The 18,250-nt window shown below is 44.9% G+C and carries 16 protein-coding genes; 7 read left to right on the top strand and 9 right to left on the bottom strand.

Annotation, left to right across the window (positions count from 1 at the left end; translation table 11 throughout):
* Positions 1 to 25: 25 nt before the first annotated feature.
* The 6 genes from gshB to metK all read right to left on the bottom strand — a co-directional run bounded on the left by gshB (position 26) and on the right by metK (position 5,600).
* Entirely contained in the window at positions 26 to 976 is a 951-nt protein-coding gene (gshB, locus tag R8N28_RS15680) for a glutathione synthase (protein WP_005381021.1), read from the bottom strand.
* Positions 977 to 989: 13 nt separating this feature from the next.
* Positions 990 to 1,721, bottom strand: coding sequence for a 16S rRNA (uracil(1498)-N(3))-methyltransferase (gene rsmE / locus R8N28_RS15675; RefSeq protein ID WP_065274860.1), 732 nt, complete (start codon positions 1,719 to 1,721; stop codon positions 990 to 992).
* Positions 1,722 to 1,834: 113 nt separating this feature from the next.
* Positions 1,835 to 2,530: a deoxyribonuclease I gene (endA, locus tag R8N28_RS15670; protein ID WP_033907455.1), complete on the bottom strand. Its 696-nt coding sequence runs from the start codon at positions 2,528 to 2,530 to the stop codon at positions 1,835 to 1,837.
* 150 nt (positions 2,531 to 2,680) lie between these two features.
* A complete protein-coding gene (locus R8N28_RS15665; protein ID WP_005381025.1) occupies positions 2,681 to 3,178 on the bottom strand; it encodes a SprT family zinc-dependent metalloprotease in 498 nt (165 codons plus the stop codon).
* 67 nt (positions 3,179 to 3,245) lie between these two features.
* Positions 3,246 to 4,043, bottom strand: coding sequence for a DUF2189 domain-containing protein (locus R8N28_RS15660; protein ID WP_005381026.1), 798 nt, complete (start codon positions 4,041 to 4,043; stop codon positions 3,246 to 3,248).
* Between the two features lie 402 nt (positions 4,044 to 4,445).
* Entirely contained in the window at positions 4,446 to 5,600 is a 1,155-nt protein-coding gene (gene metK / locus R8N28_RS15655) for a methionine adenosyltransferase (RefSeq protein WP_005381027.1), read from the bottom strand.
* 315 nt (positions 5,601 to 5,915) lie between these two features.
* Between metK and tkt the strand changes: the two genes are divergently transcribed.
* The gene (gene tkt, locus R8N28_RS15650; RefSeq protein ID WP_005381028.1) at positions 5,916 to 7,910 is read left to right on the top strand and encodes a transketolase; all 1,995 of its coding nucleotides are present in this window, start codon (positions 5,916 to 5,918) and stop codon (positions 7,908 to 7,910) included.
* A 91-nt stretch (positions 7,911 to 8,001) separates the two neighbouring features.
* On the opposite strand, the gene R8N28_RS15645 is transcribed toward tkt, so the two are convergent.
* Positions 8,002 to 8,895 (bottom strand): LysR family transcriptional regulator, encoded by an 894-nt coding sequence (locus R8N28_RS15645; protein WP_065274859.1) that lies wholly within the window; start codon positions 8,893 to 8,895, stop codon positions 8,002 to 8,004.
* Positions 8,896 to 9,035: 140 nt separating this feature from the next.
* Here R8N28_RS15645 and R8N28_RS15640 point away from each other — a divergent pair, with 140 nt between their 5' ends.
* The 5 genes from R8N28_RS15640 to mscS all read left to right on the top strand — a co-directional run bounded on the left by R8N28_RS15640 (position 9,036) and on the right by mscS (position 16,002).
* Positions 9,036 to 10,994, top strand: coding sequence for a ligand-gated channel protein (locus R8N28_RS15640; RefSeq protein ID WP_065274858.1), 1,959 nt, complete (start codon positions 9,036 to 9,038; stop codon positions 10,992 to 10,994).
* A 136-nt stretch (positions 10,995 to 11,130) separates the two neighbouring features.
* Complete coding sequence (epd, locus tag R8N28_RS15635; RefSeq protein ID WP_005384545.1) at positions 11,131 to 12,168, top strand: erythrose-4-phosphate dehydrogenase; 1,038 nt, start codon at positions 11,131 to 11,133, stop codon at positions 12,166 to 12,168.
* Between the two features lie 151 nt (positions 12,169 to 12,319).
* Positions 12,320 to 13,480: a phosphoglycerate kinase gene (locus R8N28_RS15630; protein WP_005384547.1), complete on the top strand. Its 1,161-nt coding sequence runs from the start codon at positions 12,320 to 12,322 to the stop codon at positions 13,478 to 13,480.
* Positions 13,481 to 13,634: 154 nt separating this feature from the next.
* Complete coding sequence (fbaA, locus tag R8N28_RS15625; protein WP_005380996.1) at positions 13,635 to 14,711, top strand: class II fructose-bisphosphate aldolase; 1,077 nt, start codon at positions 13,635 to 13,637, stop codon at positions 14,709 to 14,711.
* A gap of 424 nt (positions 14,712 to 15,135) precedes the next feature.
* The gene (mscS, locus tag R8N28_RS15620; RefSeq protein ID WP_005380995.1) at positions 15,136 to 16,002 is read left to right on the top strand and encodes a small-conductance mechanosensitive channel MscS; all 867 of its coding nucleotides are present in this window, start codon (positions 15,136 to 15,138) and stop codon (positions 16,000 to 16,002) included.
* A 47-nt stretch (positions 16,003 to 16,049) separates the two neighbouring features.
* On the opposite strand, the gene R8N28_RS15615 is transcribed toward mscS, so the two are convergent.
* Together R8N28_RS15615 and R8N28_RS15610 are read right to left on the bottom strand one after the other, a co-directional pair.
* Positions 16,050 to 16,532 (bottom strand): YbaK/EbsC family protein, encoded by a 483-nt coding sequence (locus R8N28_RS15615; protein WP_017633558.1) that lies wholly within the window; start codon positions 16,530 to 16,532, stop codon positions 16,050 to 16,052.
* Between the two features lie 26 nt (positions 16,533 to 16,558).
* Entirely contained in the window at positions 16,559 to 17,188 is a 630-nt protein-coding gene (locus tag R8N28_RS15610; protein ID WP_065274857.1) for a LysE/ArgO family amino acid transporter, read from the bottom strand.
* A 148-nt stretch (positions 17,189 to 17,336) separates the two neighbouring features.
* On the opposite strand from R8N28_RS15610, the gene R8N28_RS15605 reads away from it, so the two are divergent.
* Positions 17,337 to 18,233: a LysR family transcriptional regulator ArgP gene (locus tag R8N28_RS15605; protein ID WP_005380990.1), complete on the top strand. Its 897-nt coding sequence runs from the start codon at positions 17,337 to 17,339 to the stop codon at positions 18,231 to 18,233.
* Positions 18,234 to 18,250: the final 17 nt, after the last annotated feature.

Genomic DNA, 18,250 nt, shown 5'->3' with positions numbered 1-18,250 from the left:
TCTATTAACTGTAATACAGTTTGAGTTATTCGCCTTTTACTCGACGTTCAATCGCATCCATCAGCTTGCCTGTGATTGAGATATCAAAAGCTGCTTCAATTTCGCGAATACAGGTTGGACTGGTGACGTTGATCTCTGTTAGCTTGTCGCCAATTACGTCAAGGCCAACAAAGATAAGGCCTTTTTCTTTCAGTGTCGGAGCAACGGTTTGCGCAATTTTGAGGTCGGTTTCGCTTAGCGGACGAGCTTCACCAGTACCACCAGCGGCTAGGTTGCCGCGCGTTTCGCCTTTAGCAGGAATGCGTGCTAGACAGTAAGGCATAGGTTCGCCATCTACCACTAGGATACGTTTGTCACCGTTGCTGATGTCTGGCACGAAGGTTTGTGCCATTGCGTAGTTTTGACCGTGGTTAGTCAATGTCTCGATGATCACAGAGACGTTTGGATCGTTTTCTTTTACACGGAAGATGGACGCGCCACCCATACCATCAAGCGGTTTCAGGATGACATCACCATGTTTTTCACGAAATTCTTTAATTTTCTCTGCTTTTCGCGTCACGATCGTTGTAGGTGTCAGCTCTGGGAACCATGCCGTAAACAGCTTTTCGTTACAATCACGTAAGCTTTGAGGCTTGTTAACGATCAGTGCACCTTGTTCTTCTGCACGCTCAAGGATGTAAGTCGCGTAGATGTATTCAGTATCAAACGGAGGATCTTTACGCATTAGCACCGCGTCTAGCTCAGACAGTTCGATAGTTTGCTCTGATTTGAACTCGTACCAACCGTTTGGATCTTCTTTTAGTTCTACCACTTTAGTATCTGCAATGGCAACGCCTTGATCGAGATGCAGATCATTCATTTCCATGTAGTGGATTTCATAGCCGCGTCGTTGCGCTTCAAGCATCATGGCAAAGCTAGAGTCTTTTTTGATGTTAATGGACGAGATTGGGTCCATTACGATACCGAGTTTGATCATTATTTTTCTCCGTTTAACCAAGATCGCCGAAACGAACTTGTAAGGCTGTAATTGCTGTCAGAGCCGCTGTTTCGGTACGCAGAACGCGAGGGCCGAGTAGCGTTTCTTCAAATTGGTATTCTCGAGTCATCTCGATCTCTTCAGACGATAAACCGCCTTCAGGACCGATCAGTAGGCGCACTTTTTCAACCGGGGTTGGCAAAGTGTTGATTGAGTATTTAGCACGAGGGTGAAGGTTAAGCTTTAAACCATCGTACTCTTCTTTACACCACTCTTCCAAGCTCATAATTGGACGAATTTCGGGCACGACATTACGCCCACATTGCTCACAGGCACTGATGGCGATTTTCTGCCATTGCGCGAGTTTTTTCTCAAAACGCTTTTGGTCAAGCTTGACGCCACAACGTTCAGAAATCAGAGGAGTGATGGTATTGACGCCAAGTTCAACAGACTTTTGGATGGTGAACTCCATCTTATCGCCACGTGAAATGACTTGACCAAGGTGCAGATCTAAAGGGGATTCAATACTGCTTTCTACACGCTCGGTGATGTTAACCAAAACTGATTTCTTGCTGACTTCACTGATAACCGCTGGGAACTCTGCGCCACTGTTGTCAAAAAGGAGAACGTCTTGGCCTTCTTTCATGCGCAAAACACGACCGATATGGCCTGCTGCGTCGTCACTTAAAGCAAGTGAGCCAAGTTGATGAATGGTTTCTGGATGATAAATTCGAGGGGTACGCATGAGATTTCCAGCAAGAGAATAAACTTAAACCCTAACATGGATGCTTTGCACCGAAAAAACAAGGGGCAAGAAGCGTTTCAATATCAGTAATTGAAACGCTTCGAGGTCGGAGGTTACAGTGCGCGGCAGGCTTCTTGAACAAATGGGTTGTGATTGCCCTGTACTTTTGCAATGCGCTCGTCACGCTCACATTCCCATTTATCGACAGGATAGGTTTTGTTCCAAGCACTCATTAATTGCGTTTGCTGCTTCGACAGTTTGAAACCGTACTCTTTGCTCATGTATAGATAGGTACGAGCAATTGAGCCACGCGCACGGTCTGGTGGCATGACTTTACGCTGCTTAAAGTTCACTTGCATCTCACAGCGACCATAACTCACGCCATCCATACCGTTCCATTGGCTGAAGTTGTAGTTCGAACGGTCACCGTTTACTTCACCAATAGCAGGGGTTAGGTTGTGCAAGTCTGCTTCCATCAAACGAAAAGTTTTGTCTTTTTTCTTACAGTTTTTACGTCCGCCATCTTGCCAGCATTGACGCTGGTGGCCAAATTGCCACGCAGGAACAACGTGCTCCCATTCGATTCGTGCAGCCCGTTTTTCTTGTTTACGGACTTGGTAACCGCAAGAGGCTAAATCGGGTAAGCCTTTCTTGCCTTGCCATTGAATGTTACAGCCACAGTAGAAGCTTGTTGGGTGGTCTTGATAAATTTTGACCGCCTCACGTTTGGCTGCAGAGAATGAGCTCGGTGGAGCGGCAATCGCAGTGCTAGAAAGCGAGATAAGCAACAGAGAGAATAAGTATTTCATGATAAAAGTCTTTATAAAGTATGACTTTATTCATGATAACACGCATAAAATAGCTTTAGTGATGAGTAAGTTAACAATAGTTGGCGAAGGGAAGGTTTTGATCAAATCGATCTTTATTTTGGGAACGCAAGTAACACTATGAGGTAAGGGCTACGATAATTGAATACCGGTGAAGTTAAGTGGTTGGCGGCATTTTTGACAAGAGTACGTCGCCTCTTTGCGCAGCACTTTATTATGACGGCGAATCGAGAGAGGGTAGGTCATACAACCACAACGATACTCAAAGGTTTTACCTTGAACGGATTTTACTTCAAAGCTGTGAGTGGTTTTGGCTGGTACGTTAAATACGGCTTCCATGACGCCTTTCCATTCTTTGCCGTGAGGCCTAACTCGCCCGTAAACCTGATAAGTAATCAGGTGTGCTACTTCATGAGGAATGACTTCATCTAAGAATGCTTGGGTGTTTTCGCGAAATAAAACAGGGTTTAGGCGTACTTGATTTAATTGAAGGTAGGCTTTTCCTGCCGCTTTCCCACGGACGTCGAAGGTGATTGTTGGAATCGGGAAAGAACGTTTGAAAGCTTGTTCCGCCATCGCGATACATCCCGCCATCACTTGCTTGGCTTTATAGCTGAGTTCTATATCCACAATTCACCTCGATAAATCAAATAAAAAAGCCCCCGCATTGCGAGGGCCAGATCATAGCATCAGTTAATTATGGTGTGTGTTTTTTCTTGATGGTCGCATGGTAAGCGTGCCATGTACCGTAGCCTAGAATTGGCATGGTAAACAACATTCCGATCCCGTAGGTCGCAAAGCCGATAAGAATACCGCCACAGATGATCGCTGCCCAAACAATCATTGCTGGAATGTTGGATTTCACGGCATTAAAGCTGGTAAACACAGCGGTCATCATGTCTACGCGACGCTCCATCATGAGCGGAATAGAAAAGGCTGAAATGCTAAACACCACACAAGCCAAAACAAAGCCAACTAAAGAGCCGATGACAAGGAAGGGTAGGAACTCACTTAAAGGTGCCCCTTGAACAGAAGGGTAGAGTGCATGAAGTAGAGCGGCAATGCGCATCCAAAATATCATACACACTGCGAGTAACACGGCGAACGCCCATTGAGATGTTGAGTTACGACCGATCGCTTTCATTGAATGGAACAAGCTTGCTTTGTGTCCGCGCTCTCTCTCCCAACTGGCATCATATAAGCCCAGCGCGAGAAACGGACCAATTAACATGTAAACAATCAAACTGGGCATGACGACTAAGTGTGTGCCTTGCCACTGTACGAGCAAAACAATGCCTATCGCAGCTGCCATAAAACAGATGCCATAGAAAGCACTAATAAGCGGCATTCGCACGAAATCATGCAGACCTAATGCGAGCCAATGAAAAGGTGCAGAAAGATTGACCGTATTGCACGGTATGGTTCTGGCGTATTCGTTGTCTGGCACTTCCTTTCGTTTGTTGTGGAAGTCCGATGGATTAACAGTTCGAGGCATAACTCCTCCTTGATTTATTCCCACATTATCCGCTTATACCAACTGACAGCGGTTTTTGTTCAGTCAAACTTGAAGCGACTTTTTCAAGTTTACATCTGAGCATTGGCTTAGTTTGGTATCAGCCATAAAGATGCCTGACTCATGTCTTTACTTAAGTGTTGCTTCCACAGTCGCCAGCATCCGACGTCTCTATTTAAATTGGAGTTAACAATATTTTAACTATTGGCGGAGATGGGATAATTTACAAATAATTGCTTAAAATTTATTCGGTATAAAAATGAGGGAGAAACAGGACTGCTTTGTGGGGCAGGGCGGTATGAGCCGAAATGGCTGGATAAAAGTTGCTGAAAATAAAAAGCCCCCGCCATAGGCGAGGGCTTGATTGATTCTTGCTTGGCTTGATTATTTGATGCCAGCGAAATCGCGTAGAAGTGCAGCTTTGTCTGTCGCTTCCCACGGGAATTCTTCACGACCGAAGTGACCGTAAGCCGCTGTCTTCTTGTAGATAGGTTGAAGAAGGTTAAGCATTTCTTGTAGACCGTATGGACGTAGGTCGAAGAATTGACGAACCGCTTCAATGATGATGTCGTGAGATACTTTCTCAGTACCGAACGTTTCCACCATGATAGACGTTGGATCAGCAACACCGATTGCGTAAGAAAGTTGGATCTCACAACGGTCAGCCATGCCTGCCGCTACGATGTTTTTCGCTACGTAGCGTGCTGCGTATGCTGCACTACGGTCAACTTTTGATGGATCTTTACCAGAAAACGCACCGCCACCGTGACGAGCTGCGCCGCCGTAGGTATCTACGATGATCTTACGACCAGTTAGGCCACAGTCACCCATAGGACCACCGATTACGAAGCGACCGGTTGGGTTAATGAAGAAGTTTGTTTCTTTGTTGATCCACTCAGAAGGTAGCACTGGCTTAATGATCTCTTCCATTACCGCTTCACGCAGGTCTGAAGTTGAGATTGAGTCACAGTGTTGAGTTGAAAGAACAACCGCGTCGATACCAACGATGTTACCTTGATCGTATTGGAATGTTACCTGAGATTTTGCATCAGGACGCAACCAAGGTAGTGTGCCGTTTTTACGAACTTCTGCTTGCTTTTGAACAAGACGGTGAGAGTAAGTAATTGGCGCTGGCATTAGTACTTCAGTTTCGTTACAAGCGTAACCAAACATGATGCCTTGGTCGCCTGCACCTTGTTCTTTAGGGTCAGCTTTATCAACACCTTGGTTGATATCTGGCGACTGTTTACCGATTGTGTTTAGTACCGCACAAGAATCTGCGTCAAAGCCCATATCTGAATGTACGTAGCCGATTTCACGAACGGTTTCACGAGTTAACTCTTCGATGTCTACCCATGCTGAAGTCGTGATTTCACCACCCACCATTACCATACCGGTTTTAACGTAAGTCTCACATGCAACACGAGCCTTTGGATCTTGCTCTAGAATCGCGTCAAGAACCGCATCAGAAATCTGGTCTGCAATTTTATCTGGATGACCTTCTGATACTGACTCAGAAGTAAACAGGTGCTTAGCCATGTTAGCTCCACTATATCTGGTTTAAAACTGGGGAATGATAAACTCTCCAGCGCAAATTAATACTAATTTTTGTAGGTGTATCTACATCTAGACGTCTATTCTAAATTTGATTGCTCGAATTACAAGCTCTTTTTTGGTTTTTGTTATAACCAAACGTTTGCCTGATTTATTGATAATTTTAAGAACTTCGAACGATTTGGCGCGAAAGGTGCAATATTTGTGAGGTTTTGGACTGGAAAACGTTTGCACACCCAACAGGGCTTTGAGAGAATTATGACCTACTTTTCGTTTCGCTTAATGTACTCAGGAGCAGACATGTCGTCTCGTAAACATCTTGCCAATGCAATTCGTGCTCTAAGCATGGATGGTGTTCAACAAGCTAACTCAGGCCACCCAGGCGCACCAATGGGTATGGCTGATATCGCTGAAGTTCTTTGGCGCTCTCACCTAAACCATAACCCTTCAAACCCAGAGTGGGCCGACCGCGATCGCTTTGTGCTGTCAAACGGTCATGGGTCAATGCTTATTTACTCTCTACTGCACTTAAGCGGTTACGAGCTATCTATTGACGATCTGAAAAACTTCCGTCAATTGCACTCAAAAACCCCAGGTCACCCAGAGTACGGCTACGCGCCTGGTATCGAGACAACAACGGGTCCTCTAGGTCAAGGCATCACTAACGCTGTTGGTATGGCGATCGCAGAGAAAGCACTAGCGGCACAGTTCAACAAAGAAGGTCACGATATCGTTGACCACTTTACGTATGTGTTCATGGGTGACGGCTGTCTAATGGAAGGCATCTCGCATGAAGCATGCTCTCTTGCTGGGACGTTAGGTCTAGGCAAACTGATCGCGTTTTGGGATGACAACGGCATTTCTATCGACGGTCACGTTGAAGGCTGGTTCTCTGACGATACACCTAAGCGTTTTGAAGCGTACGGCTGGCATGTAATCCCAGCAGTCGATGGTCACGACTCAGACGCGATCAACGCAGCAATTGAAGCAGCAAAAGCGGACCCACGTCCTACGCTTATCTGTACCAAAACAATTATCGGTTTCGGTTCTCCTAACAAGTCTGGTTCGCACGACTGTCACGGTGCACCACTAGGTCACGATGAGATCCAAGCGGCTCGTGAATACCTAGGTTGGGAGTATGGCCCATTTGAGATCCCGGCAGATGTTTACGCTGAGTGGGATGCAAAAGAAGCGGGCGCCGCGAAAGAAGCAGCTTGGAATGAAAAATTCGAGGCATACGCTGCAGCTTACCCTGCTGAAGCGGCAGAGCTTAAACGACGTCTAAACGGCGAACTTCCTGCACAGTGGGAAGAAAAAGCGAACCAAATCATTGCCGATCTTCAAGCAAACCCAGCGAACATTGCATCACGTAAAGCATCGCAAAATGCACTAGAAGCGTTTGGTCAAATGCTTCCTGAGTTTATGGGTGGTTCTGCTGACCTAGCGCCTTCTAACCTGACCATGTGGTCTGGTTCTAAGTCTCTAGAAACGGAGGACTTCTCTGGCAACTACATCCACTACGGTGTACGCGAATTCGGTATGACTGCTATCATCAACGGTATCGCATTGCACGGTGGTTTCGTTCCTTACGGCGCAACATTCCTAATGTTCATGGAATACGCTCGTAACGCAATGCGTATGGCTGCGCTGATGAAAATTCAGAACATCCAAGTTTACACGCATGATTCGATCGGTCTTGGCGAAGATGGCCCAACTCACCAACCTGTTGAGCAAATGGCGTCTCTACGTGTAACTCCAAACATGAGCACATGGCGCCCATGTGACCAAGTTGAGTCTGCAGTTGCATGGAAACTAGCGATTGAACGTAAAGATGCACCAACTGCACTTATCTTCTCTCGTCAAAACCTAGCGCAACAAGAGCGTACTGCTGAACAAGTCGCAGACATCGCGAAAGGTGCTTACATCCTGAAAGATAGCGAAGGTAAGCCTGAGCTAATCCTTATCGCAACAGGTTCTGAGGTTGAGCTTGCAGTGAAAGCCGCTGAGCAACTAACTTCAGAAGGCAAGAAAGTACGCGTTGTTTCAATGCCATCAACAGACGCATTCGACAAACAAGACGCTGCTTACCGTGAATCTGTACTGCCATCAGACGTAACGGCACGTATCGCTATTGAAGCGGGCATTGCGGATTTCTGGTACAAGTACGTAGGCTTCGACGGTCGTATCATCGGTATGACAACATTCGGTGAATCTGCACCTGCTGGTCAGCTATTCGAGATGTTTGGCTTCACGACTGAAAACGTAGTGAACACAGCTAAAGAATTGCTAGCGTAATTGCAGGACCATCTAAACAGTCGAACGTAAACGACAACTGTTAGATGCTAAAGTTAGAAAGGCCATCATTATGATGGCCTTTTTATTTTTGTCAGGTTTTCCAACCTTGTGGAATGCTTTGGTGAATGCAGTCTAAAAGTACGGATAAGCGCAGTGGTGGTCGTCCTGCTGGTGTATAGCAGTTAATGGAAATAGGCTCAGAAACCCAACCTTCTAAGCATGGTGTGATTCGCCCTGGGTGATGTTTCTCATAGCCGCATGCTGTCCAAGTCGGCAGCAGTCCAATACCATGACCATTCGCGATACTGTCTATTTGCATTGCTATGTTGTCGCTGTATAAGCGACTAACAAAGGGTTCTAAAAAGAACTCACCGTGTTGAGGGTGTGCTAGCATCAATCCATTTTCTTGCACTGAACCAAAATCGATCCATGGATGTGCTTCAAGTTCTTTGGGGTGCGGTATAGGCCCATGTTGTTTTAGATAATTTGGAGAGGCAAAAGGCGTATAGCGAAATACCCCCAGCACTTCTTTTCGCCAGTCTAGCTCTTTACGTTCACCGAGCCAGATGAACAAATCTGGGTCATGATGCGCCTCAGAAAAGTCACTGGTAAGTTGAACTCTAACATCGGGATTATCAGCAAGAAAACGATTGAGTACGCCGCCGAGCCAGCTTCTAACTAAGGCAGTATGACAAACAATATGCAGTGGCCCTGAAACTTGGTTCGTTAAACCTTGCAGTGCATCATAACTCTCTTCGCTTAACTCAAGAATCTGGCGGCTGTAGTGGGCAAAGATTTCTCCAGCTCTTGTCAGAACTAATCGATTACCTTGTCTGGCGGTTAGAGCCTGACCGAAGTCTTCTTCTAATTGTGCCAAGCGACGACTTAGCGTTGATTTTGGCTGATTAAGGGCTTTAGCAGCGGCTGTCAAACTTTTATGCTGATTGAGCGCATCAAAGGCTCTAATTGATGCTAAGTCGTGCATATTTCTTTTACTCCTTACTGCGTTATGTACGAGTTCCATAAATGGAAAGAACCGTTCCATAACTCTCACTATGCATCTCATTCTATTTGTGAATAATTCACTTTCGAAAATAATAATCATTATCAATTATGGAGATGTAGATGTCTACTCTTAGACTGCCAGTTATTACCGCAACTGGTATTTTAGCCTTCGTCAGTGTCCCTCATGTTTTTGCCAATGATGCAGTTTCTAAAATGGAAACAGTGGTTGTAACTGCATCAAGTTATGAGCAATCTCAAGCGGACGCGCCTGCAAGTATTAGTGTGATTTCACGTGAGGAGTTGGACTCCCGTTATTACCGCGATGTGACTGATGCACTAAAAAGTGTGCCAGGTGTTGTCGTGACAGGTGGTGGTGATACCACCGACATTAGTATCCGTGGTATGGGTTCTAAATACACTTTGATACTGGTCGATGGTAAACGTCAAAGTACGCGTGAAACTCGTCCAAATAGTGACGGCCCTGGTATCGAACAAGGTTGGTTACCTCCTCTTCAAGCGATTGAGCGAATCGAAGTTATTCGTGGCCCAATGTCGACGCTTTACGGTTCTGATGCGATTGGTGGTGTGATTAACGTCATCACACGAAAAGATGCGCTAGAGTGGACGGGTAATGTTCAACTGGGCACGGTACTACAAGAGAATAGTCGCTCAGGGGGAGAGCAGAGCGCGAATTTTTTCGTTAATGGTCCGTTGGCTGAAAATTTATCTCTCCAAGTATATGGTCAGTACACAACCAGAGAAGAAGATGACATCGAATACGGTTATGAAGATAAAGATATGCAGAGTATCTCTTCAAAGCTGACTTACCAGATTAATGAGCGCCACTCGGTGCAATTAGAAGGTGGCACCTCGGCACAAAGTCGTCGTGGTAATGTGGGCCTTTCAGTGCCGACCACTGGGTGTCGTGGTGGGTGTGAAGATTCACTGAATGAATATCGTCGTAATTACGTAACGGTAAGCCACAACGGTGATTGGGATTCGGTGGGAATTTCAGATACTTACTTACAGCGAGAAGAGAGCGAGAACAAATCTCGTGAGATGACGATCACCAACACCACGTTCAAATCGAGCTTGGTGACTGGTATTGGAAACCATACGTTGACGACGGGTGTGGACGCTACTCATGCAGAGCTTGAGGATTTCACCTCCAACAAAGCGTCATCGAAGACTGAAACATCGAATACGCAGTGGGCTGTTTTCATTGAAGATGAATGGAGAATTGCTGATCCGTTTAGCGTTACGCTTGGCGGCCGTCTAGATCATGACGAAAACTATGGCGCGCACTTTAGTCCGCGTGTCTATGGTGTATGGCGAGTTGACCCGTCTTGGACTGTGAAAGGCGGTGTGGCAACAGGTTTCCGTTCTCCACAATTACGTGAAATTACTCCTGGTTGGGCGCAAGTCAGTGGCGGCGGTAATATCTACGGTAACCCAGACCTTGACCCTGAAACGTCGCTAAACAAAGAAATCAGTGTCTTGTATCAAGGTGACTCTGGTTTAGATGTCTCTTTGACTGCGTTCCATAATGAGTTCAAAGACAAGATCACACGTGTTGTTTGTCCAGATACCATCTGTACAGATGGACCAAACCAATGGGGTGCAGATCCAACGTACCGCATTAACGTGGACGAAGCGGTCACACAAGGTATTGAAGCGACCTTAGCATCGCCATTAACGGAAACCATTTACCTCAGCTCGAGCTACACATTTACCGACTCAGAGCAAAAAACAGGTGAATACAAAGGCATGCCGCTGCAGCAGTTACCAAAGCACCTGTTTAATGTGGATGTGACTTGGCAAACGACAACAGATCTAGAGAGCTGGGCGAAAGTCACGTACCGAGGTAAAGAAATGGATCCGGTTACTGGCCCATCAAGAAACAGTATCGTAGAGCCAGCTTATACCTTTGTGGACGCCGGTGTGACATACCAGTTAACCGACAATACTCGTATTAAAGGCGCTATCTATAACTTGCTGGACGAGGAAATCAGTTACGAAGAATACGGATATATTGAAGATGGTCGTCGCTACTGGTTAGGTTTAGACGTCGCATTTTAATTATCTATCGTTGTAATAAGGTCGAGCATAGTCTCGACCTTTTTTTAATCCTGCTTTACTTTGATTCAACAGGTGCGTTTGTCAGCCTGATCAGGTAGTATCTGTGACACGAAATTTTTGGTAGGGCGAAGGATAAATGCTAAAGGTTGCGATCAATGGATTTGGACGTATAGGTCGTAATGTTCTGCGAGCGGTGTATGAAAGCGGAAAACACCAGCAGATCAAGGTTGTGGCGGTAAACGAACTAGCACAGCCAGAGGCGATGGCACACCTACTGCAATATGACACCAGTCATGGTCGCTTTGGTAAAAAAATTTCCCATGACCAAGAACATTTGCATGTTCATCATGACAGCGGTGAATATGATTCCATTCGCATTCTCCATCTCTCCGAAATCGAATTACTTCCTTGGCGTGATTTAGAAGTTGATATCGTCTTGGATTGCACTGGCGTATTTGGTTCGCAAGCGGATGGGCAAGCGCATATAGAAGCAGGCGCGAAGAAAGTACTGTTTTCGCACCCGGGCGCAAACGACCTAGATAATACGATTATCTATGGCGTGAACCACGAAACTCTGAAAGACGAGCACCGTGTTGTCTCCAATGGCTCTTGCACCACCAACTGTATCGTTCCCATCATTAAAGTACTAGACGAAGCCTTCGGCATAGAGTCTGGCACCATTACCACAATTCATTCGTCCATGAACGATCAACAAGTAATTGATGCGTATCATAACGACTTACGCCGTACCCGTGCTGCAAGCCAATCTATTATTCCGGTGGACACTAAGTTGCATAAGGGGATTGAAAGGATCTTCCCGAAATTTTCCAACAAATTCGAAGCAATTTCTGTTCGTGTTCCAACGGTTAACGTCACTGCAATGGATTTAAGTGTCACAATTAGTACAAATGTGAAAGTTAATGACGTAAATCAAACCATTGTCAACGCATCTCAGTGTACATTACGTAACATTGTTGACTATACTGAATCGCCACTCGTTTCCATCGACTTTAACCACGACCCCCATAGTGCGATTGTGGATGGAAGCCAGACTAGAGTGAGTAACGGGCAACTCGTAAAAATGCTCGTTTGGTGCGACAACGAATGGGGCTTTGCTAACCGGATGCTGGATACTGCCTTAGCAATGCAAGCTTCTTCGCAAGTGGAACAGTAATGACGAAGAAGTGATGGAGAATTTTTATTTCTAGCCTTGAAATAAATCCATAATATCTCCATATCTATAACCAGTTTGAAGAATTAACAGGCTTGGCAGGGTTGCCGAGTTTTCAAAAACTTTAATTATTAAATATTTGAGAGGACACATCATGTCTGTAATCAAGATGACTGACCTGGATCTTGCAGGTAAACGTGTATTTATCCGTGCTGACCTAAACGTGCCAGTAAAAGACGGTAAAGTAACTTCGGATGCACGTATCATCGCATCTCTTCCAACTATTAAGCACTGCCTAGAAGCAGGCGCTAAAGTAATGGTTACGTCTCACCTAGGTCGCCCAACTGAAGGTGAATACGCTGAAGAGTTCTCTCTACAACCAGTTGTTAACTACCTAAACGACGCACTAGATTGCGAAGTGAAGCTAGCAAAAGACTACCTAGATGGCCTAGAGCTAAATGCGGGTGAACTTGTTGTTCTTGAAAACGTTCGCTTCAACAAAGGCGAAAAGAAAAACGACGAAGAGCTATCTAAGAAATACGCAGCACTATGTGACGTATTCGTAATGGACGCATTCGGTACGGCTCACCGTGCTCAAGCATCTACTCACGGCGTTGGTATGCACGCAGACGTAGCATGTGCTGGTCCTCTACTAGCGAACGAACTAGAAGCGCTAGGCAAAGCAATGGACAAGCCAGCTCGTCCAATGGTTGCTATCGTAGGTGGTTCAAAAGTTTCTACTAAGCTAACGGTTCTTGAGTCTCTATCTAAAATCGCTGACCAACTCGTTGTTGGTGGTGGTATTGCTAACACATTCATCGCAGCTGCTGGCCACAACGTTGGTAAGTCTCTATACGAAGCAGACCTAGTTGAAACAGCTAAGAAGCTAATGGACGAGTGTGCAATTCCAGTAGCAACTGACGTTGCATGTGCGAAAGCATTCGACGAGAACGCAGAAGCTGAAATTAAGCACGTTTCTGAAGTACAAGACGACGACATGATCTTCGACCTTGGTCCAGATTCAACAGCTGAACTAGCTGAAATCCTTAAAAACGCTAAGACTATCCTATGGAATGGTCCAGTAGGCGTATTCGAATTCAAGAACTTCGAAGCAGGTACTAAAGGTATCTCTGAAGCTATCGCAGCTTCTGAAGGCTTCTCTGTTGCAGGCGGTGGTGACACGCTAGCAGCTATCGACAAGTTCGGTATCAAAGCGGATGTATCTTACATCTCTACTGGCGGCGGCGCTTTCCTTGAGTTCGTAGAAGGTAAAGTTCTTCCAGCAGTAGAAATGCTAGAAGCACGCGCTAAGTAATTAAAGCAAAGCGGGGGAGTGATTCTCCCGCTTTCTTGTTTGCTGCAACGTGTGAGGAACTCTGCTAGAATAGCCTCAGTTGTGAGCAAACGTTTGCAAGATTTTCAACTTAACAAGTTTTGTTTAAAAACGACAGATAAATAGGATTACATCCATGTCTAAGATCTTCGACTTCGTAAAACCAGGTGTTATCTCTGGCGATGACGTTCAGAAAGTATTTGAAGTTGCAAAAGAAAACAGCTTTGCACTTCCAGCAGTAAACTGTGTGGGTACTGACTCTGTAAACGCAGTACTTGAAGCAGCTGCAAAAGTTAAAGCTCCAGTTATCGTTCAGTTCTCTAACGGTGGCGCTGCTTTCTTTGCTGGTAAAGGTCTAAAACTTGAAGGTCAAGAAGCTCAAATCCTAGGTGCTGTTGCTGGTGCGAAATACGTTCACGCTGTAGCTGAAGCTTACGGTGTTCCAGTAATCCTACACACTGACCACGCAGCTAAGAAACTACTTCCTTGGATCGACGGTCTACTAGACGCTGGTGAAGAGTACTTCGCGCAAACTGGTAAGCCACTATTCTCTTCTCACATGATCGACCTTTCTGAAGAGTCTCTAGAAGAGAACATCGAAATTTCTGCTAAGTACCTAGAGCGCATGGCTAAAATGAACATGACTCTAGAAATCGAACTAGGTTGTACTGGTGGTGAAGAAGATGGCGTTGACAACTCTGATATGGATGCGTCTGAGCTATACACTTCTCCAGAAGACGTTGCATACGCATACGAGAAACTAAGCGCAATCAGCCACCGTTTCACTATCGCAGCATCTTTCGGTAACGTACACGGCGTATACAAGCCAGGTAACGTTGTACTAACTCCAACTATCCTACGTGATTCTCAAGCGCACGTTTCTGAGAAATTCGGTCTTCCAGCGAACTCTCTAAACTTCGTATTCCACGGTGGTTCAGGTTCTTCTCTAGAAGAAATCCGTGAATCTATCGGCTACGGTGTAATCAAAATGAACATCGATACTGATACACAGTGGGCTACTTGGGATGGTATCCGTAAGTTCGAAGCTGAAAACCACGATTACCTACAAGGTCAGATCGGTAACCCAACTGGTGAAGATGCACCAAACAAGAAGTACTACGATCCACGCGTATGGCTACGTGCAGGCCAAGCTTCAATGGTTACTCGTCTAGAGCAAGCATTTGCTGACCTTAACGCAGTTGACGTACTATAATCGTTACTGATTAAGTTACTTAAAAACCCGCTCTTTGAGCGGGTTTTTTTATGTCTATCACTTTCTTCCCCGCTGCTTTCTCCCGATATTTTTATGCGTTAGATTGTATTTGCTAGTGAGATATCTCACCTTTAACGTTTTTTTAAAGAAAACATGGGAATATCAGTCTTAAGAGTGGCGAAATCAGAGTGCATTGCGTAACCTGTAACAAGTCAGTGTCAGAAAGCTCTGATAAAGTCTTGTTTTGCATATCTTTGCGAAACTCTGACTTTGAAAAAAGTCAGAGTTGGGATATTGTGCCAAAAATCTGACACTGTTCAGTGGAGCAATAGGGATGTTGTTTTAGAAAAGAGCCTTTAAAAAACAAGGTTCATAAATTAACGGCAATTGGATTTATATCTCTTTATTTTTGAGGATAAGAATTATGGCAGGTGAATCGGTGGGTATCGATACCACTTTAACGGATGGTCTAACTCAGGCTGAAACTTGGCTGACAAACAATTCAGATCTACTGGTTCAGTACGGTGTGAACATTATCTCTGCGCTGCTTATTCTGTTTATCGGTAATCTTATCGTTAAGGCAGTCGCTGGTAGTGTTTCTAAAGTACTAGAAAAGAAAAACATGGATAAGGCCGTCGTTGAATTTATTCACGGTCTTGTTCGTTACTTGCTATTTGTAATCGTGCTAATCGCGGCTCTTGGTCGATTAGGAGTTCAAACCGCTTCTGTTGTTGCTGTGATTGGTGCGGCAGGTCTTGCTGTTGGTCTTGCACTACAAGGTTCACTATCAAACTTTGCAGCAGGCGTACTTATTGTTGCGTTCCGTCCATTCAAATCAGGCGACTACGTAGAAATCGGTGGTGTAGCGGGTAGTGTTGAAGCAATTCAAATCTTCCAAACAGTTCTAAAAACACCAGACAACAAAATGGTTGTTGTGCCTAACTCTTCAGTTATCGGCGGTGCCATTACTAACTACTCTCGCCATGCGACACGACGTGTCGACCTAGTGATTGGTGTTTCATACAAAGCAGACCTTAAACTAACGAAGAAAGTGATTCGTGAGACGCTAGAGAAAGATCCACGTATCTTGAAAGACCCAGATATCACAATTGGTGTACTTACGTTAGCAGACTCTTCAGTTAACTTTGTGGTTCGTCCATGGGTGAAAACTGCAGATTACTGGGGCGTATACTTTGATGCAATGCAAGGTATTAAAGAAGCATTGGATGAAAATGGTATCGAGATTCCATTCCCACAAATGGATGTTCACCTGAACAAAGTCGACGCTTAATCAAAAGCAGTCGATATTCAAAAGCGAGGCCAATAGGCCTCGCTTTTTTATACTTCGTAAAGGGTGTGATGACCAGCAAGTAAGAGGCGTTTTAGATGTTTACCTGCAAATCCAAATGTGAACTCAGGTAAGCCAGGCGTATAGAGCAACTCTTGATGTTGATAGAGATTGGTATCAACAATGATAGTGATGTATTCCGGTAAGCCTATTGGGCAAACCGCGCCGGGTACGCAACCCAACACTTCGACCATTTCATCGTCATTACAAATAGAGGGACGTTTACCTGTAATCGCTTTAATCTGCTTGGCATCGAGGCGCGAGTCCTTATCTGTCAGATAAACCGCGTAACCTTGTCCTTTGAGTGTTAAAAAGAGGCTTTTGGTATGCGTACCCGTCCAACCAAGCTCTCTCGCAATGCGTATATCTGTCTCAAAGTCTAAGATGGCTTCGTGCTGCCATTCCCGAAAAGGAATAGAGAGCGCGTTGAATCGCTCTCTATTGTTGTTATAAATACGTTTTAGTGACTCCATGTCTTTGCTGCCTTACTACCTGGTGATTACCAATACTTATCAATAAGCTCACTCGCTAAGATATACGCTATTGTGAACATCATCATTGCGATTGCAATGTCGATGGTTTTTTTCACTTTTGGTTTAGAGAGTGTTGGACCTAGTTTGGCTGCTCCTATCGATAAAGTGTAGAACCAAACAAAGGAAGCCAGAATCGTACCTAGTGCAAAAGCAATGCGATCATGGCCTTCAAATTGTCCACCGATCGAACCTAGAATAACGACTGTATCTAAATATAAGTGCGGATTAAGCACAGTGACAGCTAGCGCACCTAGAATAACCGTTCGACGACCTCGAGCTACAATCTCCCCTTTTGATTCCGATTCACTCTCTGGCTTAAAAGCACTTTTTAGCGAGAGCAGTCCATAGAAGCTCAAGAAAGCAATACCACCAAGTGTCATCGACGTCAGTAAGATTTCATTTTGAGACAGAATTGCACCACCACCAAAAATACCTAGAGAGATGAAAATCATATCTAGCACGCTACAAATAGTGGCGGTTGTTAGGTGGTGGTTACGCTTTATGCCTTGATTCAAAACATACGCATTTTGCGCGCCGATCGGAATGATCATTGATGCTCCTAAACCAAAACCTTGCAATAGAACCCACAAGCTCACACTTCACCTCACTTCAAAATAACAAATACATTTACAGAAAAGGGAAAGATAAAGCGTTTATCTAAATAAGTATAATTAATGATTTTAATCTTACATTAGATAGACTAATTTAACGGGAGGCCGTTTGATCAAGAGTGAGAGGAAAGGTATGCGAGGGTTAGATTACAAATGGATTGAGGCATTAGACGCTATAGTTTATCAGGGTAGCTTTGAGCGTGCTGCCGAGCATTTATTTGTTTCTCAATCCGCCATTTCTCAACGTATCAAGCAGTTAGAGAAGTTTCTCGCGCAGCCTGTTTTAATTCGAAGCCAGCCACCTAAGCCAACGCCAATTGGTAAAAAATTGTTGGGTCTTTATCGGCGAGTACGCTTGCTAGAGCATGAAATTCTCCCCGAACTAAAAAATGATACCAGTACGCGACCTGTGCAACTCTCTTTAGCGACTAATGCAGATAGCCTTGCAACATGGCTACTGCCAGCGCTGCAAAATGTTATGAAGCAGCGTCAAGTTGAACTAAAACTGACTATCTATGGTGAATACCGCTCTATTGAAAAACTCAAAAGTGGCGAAGTGACAGGAGCGATCAGCTTGGAGTCCCAGCCAATCCCCGGATGCAGAGCAGACTATTTAGGTCGCATCGATTATGTTTGTGTCGCGAGCCCAGAGTTCTATCAGCGTTATTTTTCTAAAGGCGTAAATAATCAGACATTGGCAAAAGCACCGGCCGTTTCATATGACCAATATGATGATCTACATAAAACATTTCTTACCGAGCACTTTAACGTCAATCCTGACAGCGTTATTCATCACAACATCAGTAGTTCTGAAGCGTTTCTAAAAGTGGCGTTAGCTGGTGTAGCTTATTGCTTGATCCCCCGCTTGCAAATTACCGACGAATTAGACAGAGGTGTGTTGGTTGATGTGACTCCAGGTTTTTTAATGTCCCATCGGATTTATTGGCACCACTGGCAGTTAGAAACTGGGGTACTACAAGAAATCTCACATGCGATAGTGGGGTATGCGCAGCAGCATCTACCTCAATAAGTTCGTCAGAGCTGCAT

Source organism: Vibrio sp. Vb1554 (assembly GCF_033344235.1).
The sequence above is the reverse complement of the archived record's forward strand: the minus strand, read 5'-3'. Positions and strand labels throughout refer to the sequence as shown.